The 18,509-nt window shown below is 58.5% G+C and carries 16 protein-coding genes; 7 read left to right on the plus strand and 9 right to left on the minus strand.

The window, feature by feature from the left end:
- The first annotated feature begins 48 nt into the window (after positions 1 to 48).
- The 7 genes from dnaA (at position 49) to ACMHYW_RS00035 (ending at position 10,263) form a co-directional block, all read left to right on the plus strand.
- On the plus strand, positions 49 to 1,467 hold the full coding sequence (dnaA, locus tag ACMHYW_RS00005) for a chromosomal replication initiator protein DnaA (RefSeq protein WP_414500350.1): 1,419 nt from the start codon (positions 49 to 51) through the stop codon (positions 1,465 to 1,467).
- A 187-nt stretch (positions 1,468 to 1,654) separates the two neighbouring features.
- Positions 1,655 to 2,776, plus strand: a complete 1,122-nt coding sequence (dnaN, locus tag ACMHYW_RS00010; RefSeq protein WP_414500351.1) for a DNA polymerase III subunit beta — start codon at positions 1,655 to 1,657, stop codon at positions 2,774 to 2,776.
- Positions 2,777 to 2,948: 172 nt separating this feature from the next.
- The gene (recF, locus tag ACMHYW_RS00015; protein WP_414500352.1) at positions 2,949 to 4,037 is read left to right on the plus strand and encodes a DNA replication/repair protein RecF; all 1,089 of its coding nucleotides are present in this window, start codon (positions 2,949 to 2,951) and stop codon (positions 4,035 to 4,037) included.
- 97 nt (positions 4,038 to 4,134) lie between these two features.
- Complete coding sequence (gyrB, locus tag ACMHYW_RS00020; protein ID WP_414500353.1) at positions 4,135 to 6,552, plus strand: DNA topoisomerase (ATP-hydrolyzing) subunit B; 2,418 nt, start codon at positions 4,135 to 4,137, stop codon at positions 6,550 to 6,552.
- Positions 6,553 to 6,642: 90 nt separating this feature from the next.
- A complete protein-coding gene (locus ACMHYW_RS00025; protein ID WP_414500354.1) occupies positions 6,643 to 8,022 on the plus strand; it encodes a PqiA/YebS family transporter subunit in 1,380 nt (459 codons plus the stop codon).
- The gene (gene pqiB, locus ACMHYW_RS00030) at positions 7,988 to 9,634 is read left to right on the plus strand and encodes an intermembrane transport protein PqiB (protein WP_414500355.1); all 1,647 of its coding nucleotides are present in this window, start codon (positions 7,988 to 7,990) and stop codon (positions 9,632 to 9,634) included. Before ACMHYW_RS00025 ends, pqiB begins: the two co-directional genes overlap by 35 nt.
- A gap of 11 nt (positions 9,635 to 9,645) precedes the next feature.
- Positions 9,646 to 10,263, plus strand: coding sequence for a membrane integrity-associated transporter subunit PqiC (locus ACMHYW_RS00035; protein WP_414500356.1), 618 nt, complete (start codon positions 9,646 to 9,648; stop codon positions 10,261 to 10,263).
- A 97-nt stretch (positions 10,264 to 10,360) separates the two neighbouring features.
- Here ACMHYW_RS00035 and ACMHYW_RS00040 read toward each other — a convergent pair whose 3' ends face one another.
- The 9 genes from ACMHYW_RS00040 to ACMHYW_RS00080 form a co-directional block, all read right to left on the minus strand.
- Entirely contained in the window at positions 10,361 to 10,777 is a 417-nt protein-coding gene (locus ACMHYW_RS00040) for a hypothetical protein (RefSeq protein WP_414500357.1), read from the minus strand.
- A 605-nt stretch (positions 10,778 to 11,382) separates the two neighbouring features.
- On the minus strand, positions 11,383 to 11,862 hold the full coding sequence (locus ACMHYW_RS00045) for a GNAT family N-acetyltransferase (RefSeq protein WP_414500358.1): 480 nt from the start codon (positions 11,860 to 11,862) through the stop codon (positions 11,383 to 11,385).
- A 331-nt stretch (positions 11,863 to 12,193) separates the two neighbouring features.
- A complete protein-coding gene (locus ACMHYW_RS00050; protein WP_414500359.1) occupies positions 12,194 to 13,330 on the minus strand; it encodes a glycosyltransferase family 4 protein in 1,137 nt (378 codons plus the stop codon).
- Positions 13,331 to 13,374: 44 nt separating this feature from the next.
- Positions 13,375 to 13,683, minus strand: coding sequence for a putative quinol monooxygenase (locus ACMHYW_RS00055; RefSeq protein ID WP_414500360.1), 309 nt, complete (start codon positions 13,681 to 13,683; stop codon positions 13,375 to 13,377).
- 28 nt (positions 13,684 to 13,711) lie between these two features.
- The gene (locus ACMHYW_RS00060; protein WP_414500361.1) at positions 13,712 to 14,563 is read right to left on the minus strand and encodes a 23S rRNA (adenine(2030)-N(6))-methyltransferase RlmJ; all 852 of its coding nucleotides are present in this window, start codon (positions 14,561 to 14,563) and stop codon (positions 13,712 to 13,714) included.
- 105 nt (positions 14,564 to 14,668) lie between these two features.
- Entirely contained in the window at positions 14,669 to 15,265 is a 597-nt protein-coding gene (locus ACMHYW_RS00065; RefSeq protein WP_414500362.1) for an OmpA family protein, read from the minus strand.
- Between the two features lie 47 nt (positions 15,266 to 15,312).
- A complete protein-coding gene (gene hemW / locus ACMHYW_RS00070) occupies positions 15,313 to 16,512 on the minus strand; it encodes a radical SAM family heme chaperone HemW (RefSeq protein ID WP_414500363.1) in 1,200 nt (399 codons plus the stop codon).
- The gene (gene rdgB / locus ACMHYW_RS00075) at positions 16,512 to 17,123 is read right to left on the minus strand and encodes an RdgB/HAM1 family non-canonical purine NTP pyrophosphatase (RefSeq protein ID WP_027704363.1); all 612 of its coding nucleotides are present in this window, start codon (positions 17,121 to 17,123) and stop codon (positions 16,512 to 16,514) included. The genes hemW and rdgB overlap by 1 nt, the downstream gene beginning before the upstream one ends.
- A 97-nt stretch (positions 17,124 to 17,220) precedes the next feature.
- The gene (locus ACMHYW_RS00080) at positions 17,221 to 18,396 is read right to left on the minus strand and encodes an AAA family ATPase (protein ID WP_414500364.1); all 1,176 of its coding nucleotides are present in this window, start codon (positions 18,394 to 18,396) and stop codon (positions 17,221 to 17,223) included.
- Positions 18,397 to 18,509: the final 113 nt, after the last annotated feature.

Here is an 18,509-nt window from a genome sequence, read left to right on the forward strand (position 1 = left end):
GTGTCGACAGGTCTTTGGCAAAAATGTCTCGCATACCTTCAGGATGAATTGAGCTCTCAGCAGTTCAACACCTGGATCCGCCCGTTGCAGGTGGAAAGCGATACGGACAGCAATACGCTTGTCCTCTTGGCCCCCAACCGTTTCGTACGGGATTGGGTCAGTGACAAGTACCTCAAGCGCATCAATGAACTGCTGCGCGAACAGACCTCTGGCAAGCCGCCAAAAGTCTCGCTGGGTATCGGTAGCCGCCGAGCGGCTGCCGCACCGGCAGCGGCTCCCAAGGAGCGCCCGCGCGGGGCCGCCACACCGAGCGCGCGCCCTGCTGCGCCGCGGGTTGAGTTCGGTCAGAACAGCGAAGACACCGCTGCTGCGGACATCGACGAGGCACCGGCTGTCGTGCGTGGCAACGCTGCGCGCCACGTGCAGGTCGAGGGGGGGCTCAAGCACCAGAGCGGTCTGAACCCCAACTTCACCTTCGACACCTTCGTCGAAGGTAAGTCGAACCAGCTGGCCCGCGCCGCTTCCCGTCAGGTCGCCGAGAACCCTGGCGGTGCCTACAACCCACTGTTCCTGTACGGCGGCGTCGGTCTGGGTAAGACCCACCTGATGCATGCTGTCGGCAATCAGTTGGCGGGGCTGCGCGAGAATGCTCGCGTGGTCTATCTGCATTCCGAGCGTTTCGTGGCGGATATGGTGAAGGCGCTGCAACTCAACGCCATCAACGATTTCAAACGTTTCTACCGCAGCGTGGATGCTCTGCTGATCGACGATATCCAGTTCTTCGCTGGCAAGGAACGTTCGCAGGAAGAGTTCTTCCACACCTTCAATGCGTTGCTTGAAGGTGGCCAGCAGATGATTCTGACCTCGGACCGCTATCCCAAAGAGATCGCGGGCGTCGAAGAGCGTCTGAAGTCGCGCTTTGGTTGGGGGCTGACCGTCGCCATTGAGCCGCCCGAACTGGAAACGCGCGTTGCCATTCTGATGAAGAAAGCGGAACAGGCAGAAGTCGATCTGCCTCATAGCGCCGCGTTCTTCATCGCCCAGAAGATTCGCTCCAACGTGCGCGAGCTGGAAGGTGCCCTGAAGAAAGTCATTGCCGACTCTCACTTCATGGGCCGTCCCATCACGCAGGAATTCATTCGCGAATCGCTGAAGGATCTGCTGGCGCTTCAGGACAAGCAGGTCGGCGTCGACAATATTCAACGTACGGTGGCGGAGTACTACAAGATCAAGGTGGCCGATCTGCACTCCAAACGCCGTTCGCGCTCGGTAGCACGCCCGCGCCAGGTTGCGATGGCGCTCGCCAAGGAGCTGACCAACCATAGTCTGCCCGAGATCGGTGATGCCTTCGGCGGACGCGATCACACCACCGTGCTGCACGCCTGCCGCAAGGTCGCCGAGCTGCGCGAGGAAAACGCGGATATCCGCGAGGACTACAAGAACCTGATGCGCCTGCTGACCAGCTAAGGCGCACGGGACAGACCTTCGGCAGTGGGAACGTGACCGTTCCCGCAAGGCCGATGGCATAGGTCACAATGGCAATAGGCGCAGGTCGTCAAACGCGCTACAGTCATGCCATGATATCGTTATGGAATCACACCGCAGGTGTGTCTTCCGACAGAAGTTTCAGCCCAGATACGAAGAGCGGAATGCCATGAAATTCTCCATCACACGCGAAGCCCTGCTGCGCCCCCTTTCTCTCGTGGCAGGCGTCGTGGAACGCCGCCAGACGCTGCCGGTTCTCTCAAACGTGCTGCTGGACGCCAGTGACAACGGGTTGAGCCTGACCGGTACCGACCTTGAGGTCGAACTGATCGGTCATGCCGACATGGATACGCTGGACGCCGCAGGCGCCACTACGGTTCCTGCCCGCAAGCTGATGGATATCTGCAAGTCGCTTCCCGACAGCACGATGATCAACATCGCGCTGGAAGAAGGTCGTGCCGTGCTGCGCGCTGGTCGCTCTCGCTTCACGCTGTCGACGCTGAGTGCTGCCGAATTCCCGAACATTGAGGAAGGCAAGCAGGACAGCGAACTGACGCTGCCGCGCGGTACGCTGAAGCGCCTGATTGATGCCACATCGTTCGCCATGGCACAGCAGGACGTCCGCTACTACCTGAACGGTATGCTGTTCGAGCTGAAACCGGATGAAGTCCGCGTCGTTGCAACCGACGGTCACCGTCTGGCAACCGCTGCCGCTACCGGGCAGTATGATCTGGCCGCTCCGCAGCGTCTGATCCTGCCACGCAAGGGTGTACTCGAACTGGCACGCCTGCTCGACGACAGCGATGAGCCGATCACGCTGGTCATCGGCCCGAACCACCTGCGCGCACGCACAGGCGGGTTTGTGTTCACCTCCAAGCTGATCGACGGCAAGTTCCCTGACTACGAACGCGTCATCCCGCGTGGCGGCGACAAGCACGTACTGGCCGAACGTGGCGAGCTGCGTCAGGTACTGTCCCGTACCGCGATCCTCTCCAACGAAAAGTACCGTGGTGTTCGCCTGTTCATCGAAAGCGGCAACCTGCGCGTTCAGGCCAACAACCCTGAACAGGAAGAAGCGGAAGAGAACATCAACGTCGATTACCAAGGCAACAGCCTTGAGATCGGCTTCAACGTCGGCTATCTGGTCGATGTGCTGAATGTGCTGGACTCCGACCGCGTACACATCACGCTGTCCGATCCGAACAGCAGTGCACTGCTGGAACGTGCGCTGGATGACGACGTCAAGATGGCCGTCGCGGCTCAGTACGTCGTAATGCCGATGCGCCTGTAATCGCAGCGCTCGCGTTTTTATCATGCGCCCTTCATACGGTACGCAGTGATGACGAGGATGCCCATGTCGCCCCCGCGAGATGGGCATCCTTGCGTCTGTGCCTCAGCGCTTTGCCGTTCAGAGGCACCGCATCGACGGCCTTTCCGTACCTTTCCCTTTTTGGTGAATCGCCATGCCGCTTGAGCGCCTCGACCTGATGGGACTGCGCAATCTCGCCGACCTGTCAGTGCGCCCCAGTCCCGCCATCAATTTAATTTCCGGCCACAATGGCGCAGGCAAAACAAGCGTACTGGAAGGGCTCCATGTACTGGGGCTAGCCCGCTCGTTCCGCACGCGCCAGCTGAAAAACGCTATTCACTTCGAACGAGAGAAGCTGGTGCTGTTCGGGCAGCTCGCCGGCGACCCGCCCGTTCCCATCGGACTGGCCCGCCAGCGCGATGCGGAAAGCCCGGAAATACGGCTGGCGGGCAGCTCGCTGACACGGCTGTCGGAACTGGCGCACTGGCTGCCAATGCAGCTGATCAACGCCGATACGTTCCGTCTGCTGGAAGGCGCTCCGAAGGCACGTCGCGAATACCTCGATTGGGGGGTATTCCATACCCAGCCCGCCTTCATGGCCTGCTGGCAGCAGGTGCGCACCGCCCTGAAGCAGCGGAACGCGCTGCTAAGGCCGAGACATGATAGAATTGATCCATTGATGCTGCGTACGTGGAACCATGAGCTGGCGCAGGCTGCCGAACGTTTGGATGCCATGCGCCAGGCCTATGTCGAGGCCCTGTCGCCACTGTTCGATCGCATTTTGGGCGACCTTACCTCGCTGCCAACGCTGAGCCTGAGCTATCAGCGCGGCTGGGATCGACAACGGTCACTGCACGACGTGCTCGACGAGCATTTCGAGACCGACCGCCAGATGGGCTTTACCCAAGCGGGTCCGCAGCGCGCTGATCTGAAACTGCGCATCCATCGCCGTGCGGCACAGGAAGTGCTGTCTCGCGGGCAGCAAAAGATGGTGGTCAGTGCCCTTAAGCTGGCTCAAGGTCAGCTGCTTGAGCAGCACACAGATCGCCACTGCATCTATCTGATCGACGATCTGGCCGCAGAGCTGGATCTGGAACATCGCCAGCGTTTTTGTGCCCAACTGGAGGCACAGCAGAGCCAAGCTTTCATGACAGTGATCGACGAAAGCACATTGGGTTACGACTGGCGCAGCGATACGTCCGTCAGCCACTTCAGGCTGAAAGACGGACAGCTCGAAACATGAACACACGGACGGTGTGCCCGCGCGCATCGTCTACCCTGCAAGAGGGCTCGCATGGTGCGCCATGCGGGTCTTCCATGAACCTCCAAGGGAGCGTGCAATGAGTGACAACGCTTACGATTCATCGAGTATCAAGGTACTCAAAGGGCTAGACGCCGTCAGAAAACGCCCGGGCATGTACATCGGTGATACCGATGACGGTAGCGGTCTTCACCATATGGTCTTCGAGATCGTAGACAACTCGATCGACGAAGCGCTGGCTGGCTACTGCTCCGAAATCCGCGTCGTCATCCATGCCGATGAATCCATCACCGTCTCCGATAACGGTCGCGGCATTCCGACAGGCATCCACAAGGAAGAAGGGGTCTCGGCGGCCGAGGTCATCATGACTGTCCTGCACGCAGGCGGTAAGTTCGATGACAACTCCTATAAAGTCTCCGGTGGTCTGCACGGTGTCGGTGTTTCCGTCGTCAACGCGCTGTCAGCCGAGCTGACGCTGACCATCTGGCGCAGCGGTAAGGTTCACGAACAGACCTACGTTCACGGTGTACCGCAAAGCCCGCTGGCCGTCATCGGTGAAACCGAACGCACCGGTACACAGGTGCATTTCCGCCCCTCTGCGGAAACGTTCGCTAACATCAAGTTCGTCTATGACATTCTGGCCAAGCGCCTGCGCGAGCTGTCGTTCCTCAACTCGGGCGTCGCGATTCGCCTGATCGACGAACGCGACAACCGCGAAGAGCTGTTCCACTACGAAGGCGGCCTGCGCGCGTTCGTCGAGCACCTCAACCAGAACCGCACACCGCTGTGCCCGGTTTTTCACTTCAACATTGAGCGTGAAGACGGCATCGGCGTCGAAGTGGCGATGCAGTGGAACGATAGCTTCAACGAAAACCTGCACTGCTACACCAACAACATTCCGCAGCGCGATGGTGGTACGCACCTAGCCGGTTTCCGTGCAGCCCTGACACGTACGCTGAACAGCTACATCGAATCCGAAGAGCTGCAGAAAAAGTCCAAGGTCAGCACCACCGGTGACGATGCCCGTGAAGGCCTGACCGCGATCATCTCGGTCAAGGTGCCCGATCCGAAATTCTCGTCCCAGACCAAGGACAAACTGGTGTCTTCCGAAGTGAAGACGGCGGTCGAGCAGGAAATGAACCGTCAGTTCTCCGAGTACCTGCTGGAACACCCCACCGAAGCGAAAACGATCGTCAACAAGATGATTGATGCTGCGCGTGCACGCGATGCCGCTCGCAAGGCGCGTGAGATGACACGCCGCAAGGGCGCGCTCGACATCGCAGGGCTGCCCGGCAAGCTGGCGGACTGTCAGGAAAAAGATCCGGCGAAATCCGAACTGTATCTGGTGGAGGGTGACTCTGCAGGCGGTAGCGCCAAGCAGGGCCGCGACCGCCGCACGCAGGCGATCCTGCCGCTGAAAGGTAAGATCCTCAACGTTGAGAAAGCCCGCTTCGACAAGATGCTGTCCTCTGCCGAGGTCGGCACCCTGATTACGGCGCTGGGCTGTGGTATCGGCCGCGAAGAGTTCAATCCGGACAAACTGCGCTACCACTCGATCATCATCATGACCGATGCCGACGTCGACGGCTCACACATCCGTACACTGCTGCTGACGTTCTTCTTCCGCCAGATGCCGGAGCTGATCGAACGCGGCCACATCTTCATCGCACAGCCGCCGCTGTACAAGATCAAGCGCGGCAAGCAGGAGATGTACCTGAAGGATGAAGCGGCCCTCGAACAGTACCTGACCACCACGGCACTGGACGGCGCAGCACTGTTTGTCAACGAAACGGCTCCGGGCATCAGCGGCGATCGCCTTGAAGCGCTGATCCATCGCTATCGTGACGTCATGCACCGCCTCGACCGGCTGGCCCGCGTCTACCCGCTCGATATCCTGCGCGAGATGGTCTACGTTCCGGCGCTGACGACCGAGCAGCTGCGCGATCAAGCCGCCGTAGAAGCATGGCTGTCACCGCTGAAGGAACGTCTCGACGCATTGTCTGTCCATGAAGGCGTGGCTCAGTACGAAGTGGGCACCTATCATGACGCTGAACGCAGCATGTTCTTCCCGTCTGTGACGGTGAATGCTCATGGCGTGAAGCATGACCATACGCTGGGAGCAGGATTCTTCGCTTCCGCCGACTACACCGCCATGATGGCGCTGGGCCGCGAGCTGGAAGGTCTGCTGGAAGAAGGCGCGTTTGTTGCACGCGGTGAACGCCGTAAACCGGTCGAAAACTTCGATCAGGTACTGCAGTGGCTGATGGGCGAAGCTCAGCGTGGTTTCAGCATCCAGCGCTATAAAGGGCTGGGTGAAATGAACCCCGAGCAGCTGTGGGAAACCACGATGGACCCAGAAGTGCGCCGTATGCTGCGCGTATCCATCGAAGATGCCGTTGGAGCGGACTTGATGTTCAACACTCTGATGGGTGATGAAGTCGAGCCTCGCCGCGAATTCATCGAAAACAATGCGCTGGTGGCCAATCTGGACGTATAGCGTCGCTAGGACGTCCATTCCGACCATTATCGTACGCTCAGACAAGCCGCCTCATTCACTGGGGCTGCTTGTCTGTTTTATGGAGTCAGGATGACGTCACTACGCATACAGCCTGATAAGCGCCACCCCGTGACCCGGCAGCGCGTCTGCCCGATGTGCGATACCGTCAGTACGCTGCCGGAACTGGCACGCGGTGAACGTGCACACTGCCGCTATTGCGGTCACGTGCTGTTTAAGCGCCGCCATGTGCCGATTGGTACACCGGCGGCACTGGCGATCACGGCGCTGATCCTGCTGGCGTTCTCGCTCAGCTACGACTACATCTCTTTCTCTTCCTCAGGCATATCGCACTCGATCACGCTGCCTCAGGCGGCCACGACTCCCATGGTGCTGAACTATCCCGTTCTGACGCTACTGTTCGTGATCTTCGTGCTGCTACTGCCTGCGCTGTACCTCATTGGCACCCTCTACCTCTATCTGATTCTGGCTCTGCGTCGGCAGTCAGGCCGCGCTCGCTATGTGGCACGTCTGATGCACTATTCCCTGACGTGGGTCATGCCGGATATCTTCGTGGTCGGGGTACTGGTTAGCCTGATCAAGATCATGTCGATGGCATCGATCAGCGTCGGGATATCATTCTGGACCTTCTGCGGGTTCAGCCTGCTAACGTTGCTGACGGTCGCCCACACCAGCTGGAACGAGATATGGGAGGCGCTCGGAGGTCCATGCCGCGCCCCTGAGATGGACACATCCAAGCGTGGCCTGCAGCAGGGCATGACCTGTTGTCATGTCTGCCAGCAGCCCGGACAGGTCGATGAACACGGCCACGGCCGCTGCACACGCTGCAACGAAGTGCTCCATGCCCGTACGCGCAACTCCATCCAGCACACGCTGGCGCTGCTGCTGGTAGCGGCCATGCTCTATATTCCTTCCATGCTGTGGCCGGTCATGACCATCAACCAGCTGGGAGATCATGCCCACCAGACCATCATTGGCGGGGTGCTGCTGCTGATCGGCTACAGTGACTATCCCGTCGCCTTGGTGATCTTCTTCGCCAGCGTGATGGTGCCCGTGGCCAAGCTGATGGCACTGTTGTGGCTGTGCCTGAAGACGCGTCAACCATTGCCGTTTCGCTATCGCAACCGCATGCGCCTCTATCATGTCACGCACTTTATCGGCCGCTGGTCGATGATCGACGTTTTCGTCGTGACAGTGCTAGGCTCAATGGTGCAGCTGGGAGCACTGATGGCGATCATTCCCGAACACGGTATCGTGGCCTTCGCTAGCGTTGTCGTCATCACCATGGTCGCCGCGGAACGCTTCGATCCTCGCCTCATGTGGGACGCCGCCGAAGACGCTTTTCTCCGCCAGAACACCTCCCTGCAAGAGGTCATGACGACCTCGCACACTTCATCAGGACAGGACGATATTGCCGATGCAGCCTTCGACAGCACCCAAGAGCAGGGCTAAACGTCTCAGCGATGCCATTTCGCCGATCTGGTTCGTGCCGCTGCTGGCACTGCTGATCGGGTTATGGATGGTCATCCACGCCATCACCCAGACCGGGCCGATCATCACCCTGTCGATCCAGAGTGCCGAGGGCATTCAGGCCGGCACGGAGATCCGCGCACGCAGCGTCAAGGTGGGCGAAGTTAATCGCGTTGAACTGTCCGACGACGCGCACAGCGTGTTCATCAAGGCGCGCCTCAACCCGGAATACGAACACTTGCTCGGTCAGAACGCCCGCTTCTGGGTCGTGAAGCCTCGCATCGGCCCTGAAGGCATCAGCGGTCTTAGTACCGTGCTGTCCGGTACCTATATCGAGCTCCTGCCCGATATGACCGAAGACGAGCCGATCAAGACGTTCGACGTGCTCGATCAGCCCCCCATCGCACTGGCCGACGCCAACGGCCTGCGTATCGGGCTGGACAGCGATAGCACCAGTTCGCTCAGCGTCGGTGACCCCGTCATCTTCAAGGGGTATACGGTCGGCCGCGTGGAATCATCAACGTTCGACCCCAAAGAACGCAAAATCCACTACGATATCTACATCTTCCACGAATATCGTGACCTGATCACTCAGAACACCCATTTCTGGCTGACGTCGGGAGTTAACTTCACGCTAACGTCGGAAGGGTTCAAGGCGGGCATCGGGTCACTGGAAACGCTGGTCAGCGGCGGCGTCACCTTCGAAGTGACGGACGGCGTCGATCCCGGCCCCACCGTTGCTGAGAACACCCGCTTCCGTCTCTACAATGATGAAGACGACGCCAAACAGGGCAGCTACAACCAGTACATTGAGTACGTGGTGATGGTCGACGACTCGGTCCGCGGACTGATCGAAGGCGCGCCGGTCGAGTACCGTGGCCTGCGCATCGGGACAGTGACTGCACTGCCGTGGCACATCAAAAGCCTCAGCGACAATAACCAGCAGGGCTTCCGCATTCCGGTGCTGATCCGCATTGAGCCTCAGCGCCTCCAGCCGGTGGTCACCGACGAGGATCTGCGCAATACGCGTCAGCGTCTCGACGCCATGATCAAACACGGCCTGCGGGCCTCACTGGTAACAGGCAACATGCTGACTGGGGCGCTGTTCGTCGATCTGAGCGTGGTCGACAAGCCCTCGCCCTACCAGCCGCAGCTGTACGATGGCAAGCCGGTATTCCCGAGCCAGCCGGGCGGCTTCAGCCAGATTACGGGCAAGGTCTCGACGCTGCTGGATAACCTGAACTCGCTGCAGCTGGGATCTGTCGTGGGTAATCTCAACACGACGCTGAAGAACACCAGCGATATGACGGAACAGCTGACCCGTACGGTCAAAGGGCTCAACGACGTCATGGCATCGCCCACGTTCCAGCAGCTGCCAGCAGACATCCAGCAGTCGATCCGTTCACTGCGCAACACAATGGATGGGTTCTCGCAGCAATCGCCGACCTATCGCGAGCTACAGGGCACGATTACGCAGCTGAACCAGCTGCTGCGCAATGCCCAGCCCGCGGTTCGTAAGATCAGCGACAAGCCCAATGCTCTGATCTTCGACGGCGGCAATGCCAAAGATCCTCAACCGAAGGCGCACCCATGAGGCAATCGGCCATGTTTCCACGACTGACGTTTTTATCGCGGGCGGCACGCAGGTCATGGCCTGCGCTGCTGCTGAGCATGCTACTGGCGGGCTGTGGTAGCTCGCCCGTTGCCACTCACCAGTACACGCTGCCCCAGCACCCGCTGGTCGCACCGCAAGCGGCCTCTGCTGCCCTCAAGCAAGGGGCCTTGATCATGCCCGTCCAGCTGGCGGGGCAGTTACAGGTCAACGGGATCGTCTTCCAGACCTCACCTATCGAGGTCAACGAAGCCCGCAACAACCTCTGGGCTGACACCCTATCGAGCCAACTTGACCGTTCGCTGTATCAGGCCCTGTCGAACCGCACCCGTACCGTCAGCCTGATGACGGGCGATTCTGCCGACGTGCCTAGCTACTACGTCACCGTTCAGATCAACCAGTTTCAGGGACGCTATGACGGCAAGGCCGTCGTAAGTGGCCTGTACCGTATTCTGGATGCCGAACGGCACATCATCCGCCAGCACGCGTTCTCGTATGAAGAACCGCTCGCACAGGACGGCTATGCCGCCCTTGTCGACGCACTGGACAGCAACGTCCAGCAGCTGGCAGATAATATCGCGCAGCAGCTTGACGCTCTGCCCCGTCAGTAACGCTACCGCTATCCTGCAACAAGAAAGGCTCACCCCCAGAAGGGGGTGAGCCTTTTGTCATTTAGCCATTTGCTGTCATGTACGGCTCGTCGCTGCCTTATTTGGCAACCGACGCGTCACCATAGCCTTCTTCTACGGCTTGAACGCCATAGCTGTCAGCCGAACCATAGCCGTAACCATCATCGTCGTCATCCAGCGGCGTCGCTTCGATCAGCGCCTTGATTTCGTCAGTACGGTCCATGTTTTCGTCCAGCATCTCCTGGATCAGCGCCAACGCACGGCTGCCCGCATGGAAAGCCCACAGCGTCAGGCTGTAGAAGGACATTGTTACCTGCGAGCAGAGGTCTTCGATACGGTCGAGTTCAGGCGTTCGTTCAGTGATGCGGTACGTCAGTTCACCGGAATGAACCAGGCTCACCCAAGCGTCACGACGAGAAGTATCGAGGCCCTTGACATCGAAGCCAGCATAGACGGTGGTGTAGTTCAGCAGATTGCGGACGGATTCAACAGACATGATGTTTCCCCTATTGTTATTATTATCAATACATTGCAGCAATATACTGCACGGCTATAGTGCCAATTTTATAAAATAATAACTACCCCCGGCGGTTGTCGAGAAAGCATTTAATGATGCTCGAGCAAGAAGGTGTTATTCGATAAGATGGCTTTTCCCCGTCATTATTCCAAAAGCAAGCACAACGCCCCTTAACCCCGCATTCTACGCACACTCCAGACGACTTTAAGAACAAACTAACTAGCGTATAACGCTATATATAATGCCACTTTTATCTATCATAAAAAGCCATTTTATTAATTATTAACGCGCCTACTAGCACTGTCATAAATAGAATAACACTTTATTTTTATATTATAGAAAAAGAACTAATGGCATCAATTTTCGTACGCTCTGCGCATGACGCGACCAAGCGTCATGCTGGCGCCAGTCCCTGAATGACGAGTGAAATGGAACAGACTAGAGACCATGCAAGAATAAATTTAACTATTAAATCAGGGTATTAATAGCACAGAACATCAGAAGCACGACCCAATATCGCCATGCTTCTAGCGAGAGAACCCTGCCATCGGTCAGCAAAGGTAGATCATTGATAAGTGGCGTTTTTATAGCGTTGCAGGGCGGCTCATGGGTAGATAGCGTATACCGTGTTCACAGCAAAGGGCTTCGTCACGGCCAACGAAGCCAAAGGCCCGGTAAGCGGGAATAGCGTAGACGCTGGCATTGACGGTAAACGGCTTTTCCAGCGATGCTCTGGCCTTCATTAGAGGAAGCACATGGGCCCAGAGCTGGCGGGCATACCCCTTGCCATGGTGATCCCGGGCAACGAACAGGTGGCGAACGTGACGCGCGTCATGAAGGCCGATCACCCCGATGATTTCACCGTGCTCGGCTTGCATAACGTAATAATCGTGATGATTATCCAACAGATAGGTGAGAATCGCGTCGGTGGAAAGATAACGTTCAAAAAAGGAAACCTGCACCTGTTCGGGGCTTCCTGCCAGAAACAGTTCCAGCATGTCGTGAATCATGATGCTGACATCAGAGGCATGTTCAGAACAGGCTGGAACGATCTGCGTACACATAGCGCTTCCTTCTCGATAGTCTCGGGAAGCGTTCATCCTAAGTGCATATCAAAGATAACGTCCATAAGCACTTAGACAATTAAAAGAGCACCATGACCTATTAGCAGGTCAATGGTGCGCAAACTGACGTATCCCCGGCCTCATTGTTCTTGTTATATGGCCGCCGAGAAAGCGCATTATTGTTATAGTTATCCGCTGCTTCCTCGCGATCTACCTTATGCTTTCGTCTGGATCGAGGCTATAACGAGCACTTGTCGCTCACCAGCTTACGACACCCTAAGAACGCAACGTCTCGATAATTTGCTACCGTCTTCCCTTGCGGGGGAATTCGCTACAGCACAGGGCCGATATTAGTCGGGTCCGTGTACAGCTGGATCAGTTTGGCCACGTGCTGCTGCTGCGAAAAATGAGCTTCTACCCGCTCGCGCCCTCTGCGACCAAGCGTTTCCTGCAGCGATTCATCTTTCAACAAGCGAGCCAGCTGGGCCGCCCATGATGCGGGATCGTCGTAAGTGGCCAGCAGACCACTGTCTTCCGCCAGTAGTTCGGGAATGGCACCACTGTTGGAGCCGACGACAGGCCGTCCCGCAGCCATCGACTCGATAACGGTCAGGCCAAACGCTTCGTTGCGCGAAGGGATGCAGAGCACGTCGAAGGCGGGCAACAGGCGGCGAATATCGGAGCGATGCCCGGTAAATGTAATGCGCGACGCCAGGCCAAGACGTTCGATCAGTGCTTCGATGCGCTCGACGTAGTCTTCATCGCCCCCTTGAGACCACACCGTACCGCCCAAGATCACGCCGTGCCACGGCAGACCGTCAGGAAGCTGTGCCAGCGCTTCAACCCAGACATCATGGCCTTTGCCTTCTGCCACACGTGCGGGCAGGCAGATCGTGGCACGGTCGGTCGGCAAATCAAGCTCTTTCAGCAGTGCATGACGCGCTTCGATCGACGCCAACGGTGGGAACTGGTCAATCTCGATGCCATGATGCAGGCGAGTGATACGGTCGGCAGGCAACGGCAGCGCCTTAACGTTGCGCTCGCGAGTTTCATCGCTAATCGACAGTACACGATCCACCTTGCCATATGCCCAGCGGTGGAACATATCCTTCTTCTCACGCTTGCTGCCCACATGATCGGTATAGATCAGCTTGGTGCGCGGCAGAAAGCATTTGATGAGAGCAGCCAGCCTCAGATCACTCGATTTGTGGCAGTGGATGACATCAATGCCTTCGAGACGCATCCAGCGCACGATGGAACGGACGCTCATCAGCGCACGTGCCTGGCTCTTTCTGGCACGATACCGAATGCCCGCGGCATGCATGTATTCGGCAACACGCGTTCCTTCTAGCGCGACGCCGTAGACGGTCCAGCCCTGCTGCTGCAACCCGGTGATGATACGGGCCAGATACACTTCAAGCCCGCCTGCGCCCTTGGAAAGGCACAGCTGCAATACTTTTCCGGACATACACTGTCCTGCCCTTGTTACGTCGAACGTGATGACAGAGGCGCTCAGCGCGCACTGCGTGTGAATCTGCGCACTTTCTGCGAAGCGATCAGCGCGGGCGTCTCGTCGCGGAAAGGCACAAAGTGCGGTGCTGCCAGATGTGCTTCGAAAGCCTGCTGGTCGTCATAGACTTCGTGCAGCGTCACCTGTAGCGGGTCGTCTTCATTGATGAGGACATCGAACTGTTGGCAGCCCGGCTCGTTGGCCACTGAATCGCGGGCATCCTGACGCGCAATGTCCAGAAACCGGTGTACGCCTTCCAGCGTCAGAGTGAACTCGGCCATGATGACCAGCGCCTCTGCTGTGTGAGCCATGATATCGCTCCTTACGATGAAAGAGTGGTCATTCTTCGACCAGCCAACCACTGCGATGCGAGGCCTGCTCGCCATAGCATGCGGCAATGATGCCAAAAGCGTCGTTCAGGATCGAATCCAGCTGCCACGGCGGATTCATGATCACCAGCCCAGAGCCGTACATACCCCGGCCGGCAGACGGATCGCGGAAGATAAGTTCGCTGCGCCAAACCTTGCGCACATCGTAGTCCACGATCCCTTCCAGCAACGCCTGATGGCGATTTTCCGGCAATAGCGGATACCAGATCGCCACAATCGCATGGCGCACCTTGTGGGCCGTTGCCGCCAGCACATCGGCCATCTGCGCGTATTCACTTTTGATCTCGTATGACGGATCAATCAGCACACACAGACGAGGTGTCGGAAACGGCAGCTGATCGAGCAGCGTTTCAGGGCCATCACCGTACGTCACCCGCACATTGTGGGGCAACGCCTCGCGGGCTTCTTCGAGGTGCTTCACTTCACCGGGGTGCAGCTCGAAAAGTGCCAGCGTGTCTTGGTTGCGCAGTGTATGACCAAACCACCACGGCGAACCGGGATAGCAGGACAGCGTGCCCTCTGGGTTAAGCGAGGCCAGATCGTCGAGCCATTCTTTCAGCACGGGGCTGCGATCAGACAGCTTCTGGCGCTGTTCCCACAGTGGCATTACGCCAGTGATGTACTCGCCACCGCGCTGGGTTTCCTGTGCATCGAGGGGATAGATGCCGCGCCCCGCATGGGTGTCCACGCAGGTAATGGCCGAAGCCTTGCCGTGCAGGCGGGCCAGCAGGGCGTTGAGGGTAACATGCTTGTGTACATCGGCAACGTTGCCTGCATGGTAAGCGTGCTGGTAGGCAAGCACGGCAATCTCCTTGGTTCTCGAACGGACAGCCTTGAATGTAAACAGGCCCGGGAAACCCGGGCCTGTCCATCACGTCAGCATATACTGCGTGGTAAAACGTAGCGATTACTTCTGACCAGGAATGATCTGGCCCGGAATCGGCTGGTTGTCATAGTGCGGCGGTACCAGCGTCAGCGTTACGCGACGGTTCTGGGCACGCCCTTTGGCCGTTTTGTTGGATGCGACGAAGTCAGATGCACCGTGTCCTTTGGTGGACAGACGGCGAATGTCGACGCCCCCCTGTACCAGCGCATTGGCCACCGACTGCGCACGCAGTTCGGACAAGCGCAGGTTGTAGGCCGCACGACCGTTGGAGTCGGTGTAGCCGTCAACGACGGTCGCCGTATCCGGGAATTCCTTCAGAATGGTCGCAACGTCAGACAGCACCGGACGAATGGTGCTGGACAGCGTGGCCTTGTCATTCGCAAAGGTGATGGAACCCGGCATGCTCATCTGCAGCGTATCGGCCGTGCGGATCACGCTGATACCGTTGATATTCTGAGTTTTCTGGCGCAGGCGCTGTTCCTGAGCGTCCAGCTGCTGCGATGCAGAAGGGCGAGCCATCGGCGCGCTCTGCTGCTCGGCTACGGAAGAGGAAGAGGCACATCCCGCCAGGCCCAGCACGCCAACCAAAGGCAGTGCCCACAGTGTCTTACGATTCATCGGTCATTCTCCTTCATCACCGACATCGGCAGCCCGTACGAGTGCCGTCAGTCCTTGTCATCGAGGTCACATAACGCAAGAAGGTCATTCAGGAACAATAGTCCTTGTTCACTGGCCTTCAACCGCGTCGAATGTTCATCCAGCAACCCACGGGCGCATGCCTCACGGGTCTGTGCGTCCAGCTCGGCCATGGCAAGGCCGGTCCGCGATGCCCACCATTCACGGTCAACACCGTCGACAAGACGCAATGCGTTCATCAGAAACTCTAGCCCACGCTCATCGCGAGCCACTTCACGCTGTCCTGCGAGATAGCCGCGGGGGTCGTGACGGCGGCGCAGATAGGCCTCCGGCTGACGCGTTTTCCAGCGGCGCATCAGCGTCAGTTCACCCGTCGACGAGCGGGTAGACAGCTTACCATGAGCCCCCGCGCCGATGCCTAGATAATCGCCGAACTGCCAGTAGTTCAGATTGTGGCGCGAACGGTAATCACGTGCCGTGTCGCGACACGAATAGGCTGATATTTCATAGCGTTCGAAGCCGTGTTCTGACAGATAACGATGCCCTTCGTCCTGAATATCGCACAGGATTTCTTCTTCGGGCAGCGCAGGCGGTTTCGAAAAAAACTCGGTATTTGGCTCGAGGGTCAGCTGATACCACGACAGATGCGAGGGCTGGATTGAGAGCGCCCGTTCGATATCTCCCAGCGCCGCCTCGACCGTCTGCCCCGGCAAGCCGTGCATCAGGTCAAGGTTGATATTGTCGAACCCCGCCGCGCGAGCACGATCGGCCGCCGTATAGGCATCGTCACCACTGTGGATACGCCCCAAGGCCTGCAGCGCATGGTCATCGAAACTCTGGATACCCAAGGACAGCCGGTTAACGCCCGCCGCTCTGAACCCGGCAAAGCGCGCCTGTTCAAACGTGCCCGGGTTGGCTTCCATAGTGATTTCGATGTCGGCAGCCATACCGATGCGTGCGTCGATGCCTTGCAACAGTCGCTCATAGAACGCGGGCGACATCAGACTGGGCGTTCCGCCGCCGATGAAGATGCTGTGCAGCGGGCGCGGAGTGATCAGTGCGCATTCTTGCGCCAGATCGTCCAACAGCGCCGCCAGATAGTCCTCTTCGGGCAACACTGCATTACGTCCAATGCCGTGCGAGTTGAAATCGCAGTAGGGGCACTTGCGCACGCACCACGGCACATGCACATACAGCGACAGCGGCGGCAAGCCTGTCTCAACAGTCATCAAGCGTTATCAGCCTTCAATGCGTCGATGAACTCGGCGACGGCGCGTCCGCGGTGGCTGAGACGGTTCTTCTCGGCACGGCTCATTTCGGCAGCGCTCATACCCGCTTCACTCACCCAGAATAGCGGGTCATAACCAAAGCCACCTTCACCACGCGGCAGGGAGAGAATGTCGCCTTTCCAGCCGCACTGAATGATCAACGGCGCGGGATCATCGGCGTGGCGCAGATAGACCAGCGCGCACCAGTAATGCGCCTGGCGCTGACCTTCCGGCACATCACGCAGTGCATCGAGCAGCTTGCGGTTGTTGGCGGCATCATCAGCGTGCTCGCCAGAGTAACGTGCGGAATAGATACCCGGTGCGCCATTCAGCGCATCGACAACCAGCCCTGAATCATCAGCCAATGCGGGCAGGCCGGTATGACGGGATGCCGCGCGCGCCTTGAGCAGTGCGTTTTCGACGAAGGTCAGCCCGGTTTCTTCAACCTCGGGGACATCGTGATCGGCCTGACTGCTCAGCGTGATACCCAGCGGAGCCAGCAGTTCTTGGAATTCGCGCAGCTTGCCAGCGTTGCCACTGGCCAGCACTACGGCTTGTGAAGTCGTCGCCATATCGTTCTCGTGCAGCGTATCGGTCATATCATGGCCACGGCGTCACCACCGTGGCCTGATCGTTTTTTTGAAGGGAATTGACGTAGGACGCTCAGCCTCAGCTGAACGGAGGGATGGGAATCGTCGTACCGGGAATGCGTACGTTCTCTCGAATCAGCGCAACCAGCGTGTCGTTGGCGTCAGGCTGGGTCGTGTCCAGATGCACCAGATGAAACAGCTCTTCATCATCGAACGGCTCGAAGCGCGCCTGCTGCTCGCTGAGGATGCGCAGACCGTCTTCGACCGGCAGCCCCACCTTGCGCTGGCGTTCGGCCACACGGGCTTCCAGCGTCGCTTGGTCGGCCTCAAAGCTGACGATCATGACCGCCAGACCGCGTGCCTCGGCCTCGTTGCGCAGCAGTGATCGCTGTGCACGTGTCAGGCAGCTGCCGTCAATGTATACCGGATAGCCGGCTTCCAGCAGCAGCCCTGTGATATGAGCCATGCGGCGATAGGTCTGCTCAGTAGTGGCTTCATCAAAGTCATCGGGCGTATTGGCCACCGACTTTCCGAGAATGCGCGCACGCTCGACGTTGGCACGAATACGGATACCCCCCAGCTCTTTCATCGCCGAGTAGGTGAAATCCCCCTTGCCGCTGCCGTGCACGCCCGTACCGATCAGCAGATACGGCACGCGGAACTCGGCCACCCAGCCCGCCTCACGCAGATACGCCAGGCGCGATTCAGGATCATTGACCACTTCCAACGCGCGATACAGGCACACATACGCGATGAAGTAGATCAGCACGCGCAGCGTGGCGTAGTCGCCGGTTTCTTCGAGGTAGCGATCGGCAATAACGTTGGCCGTACGCAGTTGATCGTGACTGAGGCTTTCAGCCGCCATCACCGCTAGATCACCGCACACATCGCCTTCGGCAATGCCCAGAGCGGGAACGGTAAAACCGTCATCGCGACGTTTCTGGAAGGTGGGCGCTAGGCGCGCATAGGCTTCTCGGCCCCAAGGGCGCAGCTGCGCCAGAATTTCCCGTTCTTCAGGATTCAGGTCGACGCCGTCAAAGCGGGAAATGCAGTCATCGAAAGCATCGTTGGGCGTCTGATAGCGCGCATCGGGCCACGAAGGGGCTTTGCGTCGAGCCATCAGGTTGTCTGCGATGCTATACAGCACCGAGGTCAACGCATCACCCGACAGGCTGTCTACATCACCAAGGGTGGTATCGTCGAGATACCCGTAATGGGCAAGGCGCTTGAGCAGCGATGGCAGTGTCCGGATCACGCGGTGCTCTCCTGATGGTCATGAAAAATCGTCGCGCTCATGCCTGATCGACAGGAACATGAGCCGTGTAGCGAACGCCGGCCGTACCGACTACGCGATGCCGATAGTGTAAA

Origin of the sequence: Zymobacter sp. IVIA_12111.31 C1, from assembly GCF_047495495.1 — a bacterium.
GTDB lineage: Bacteria > Pseudomonadota > Gammaproteobacteria > Pseudomonadales > Halomonadaceae > Zymobacter.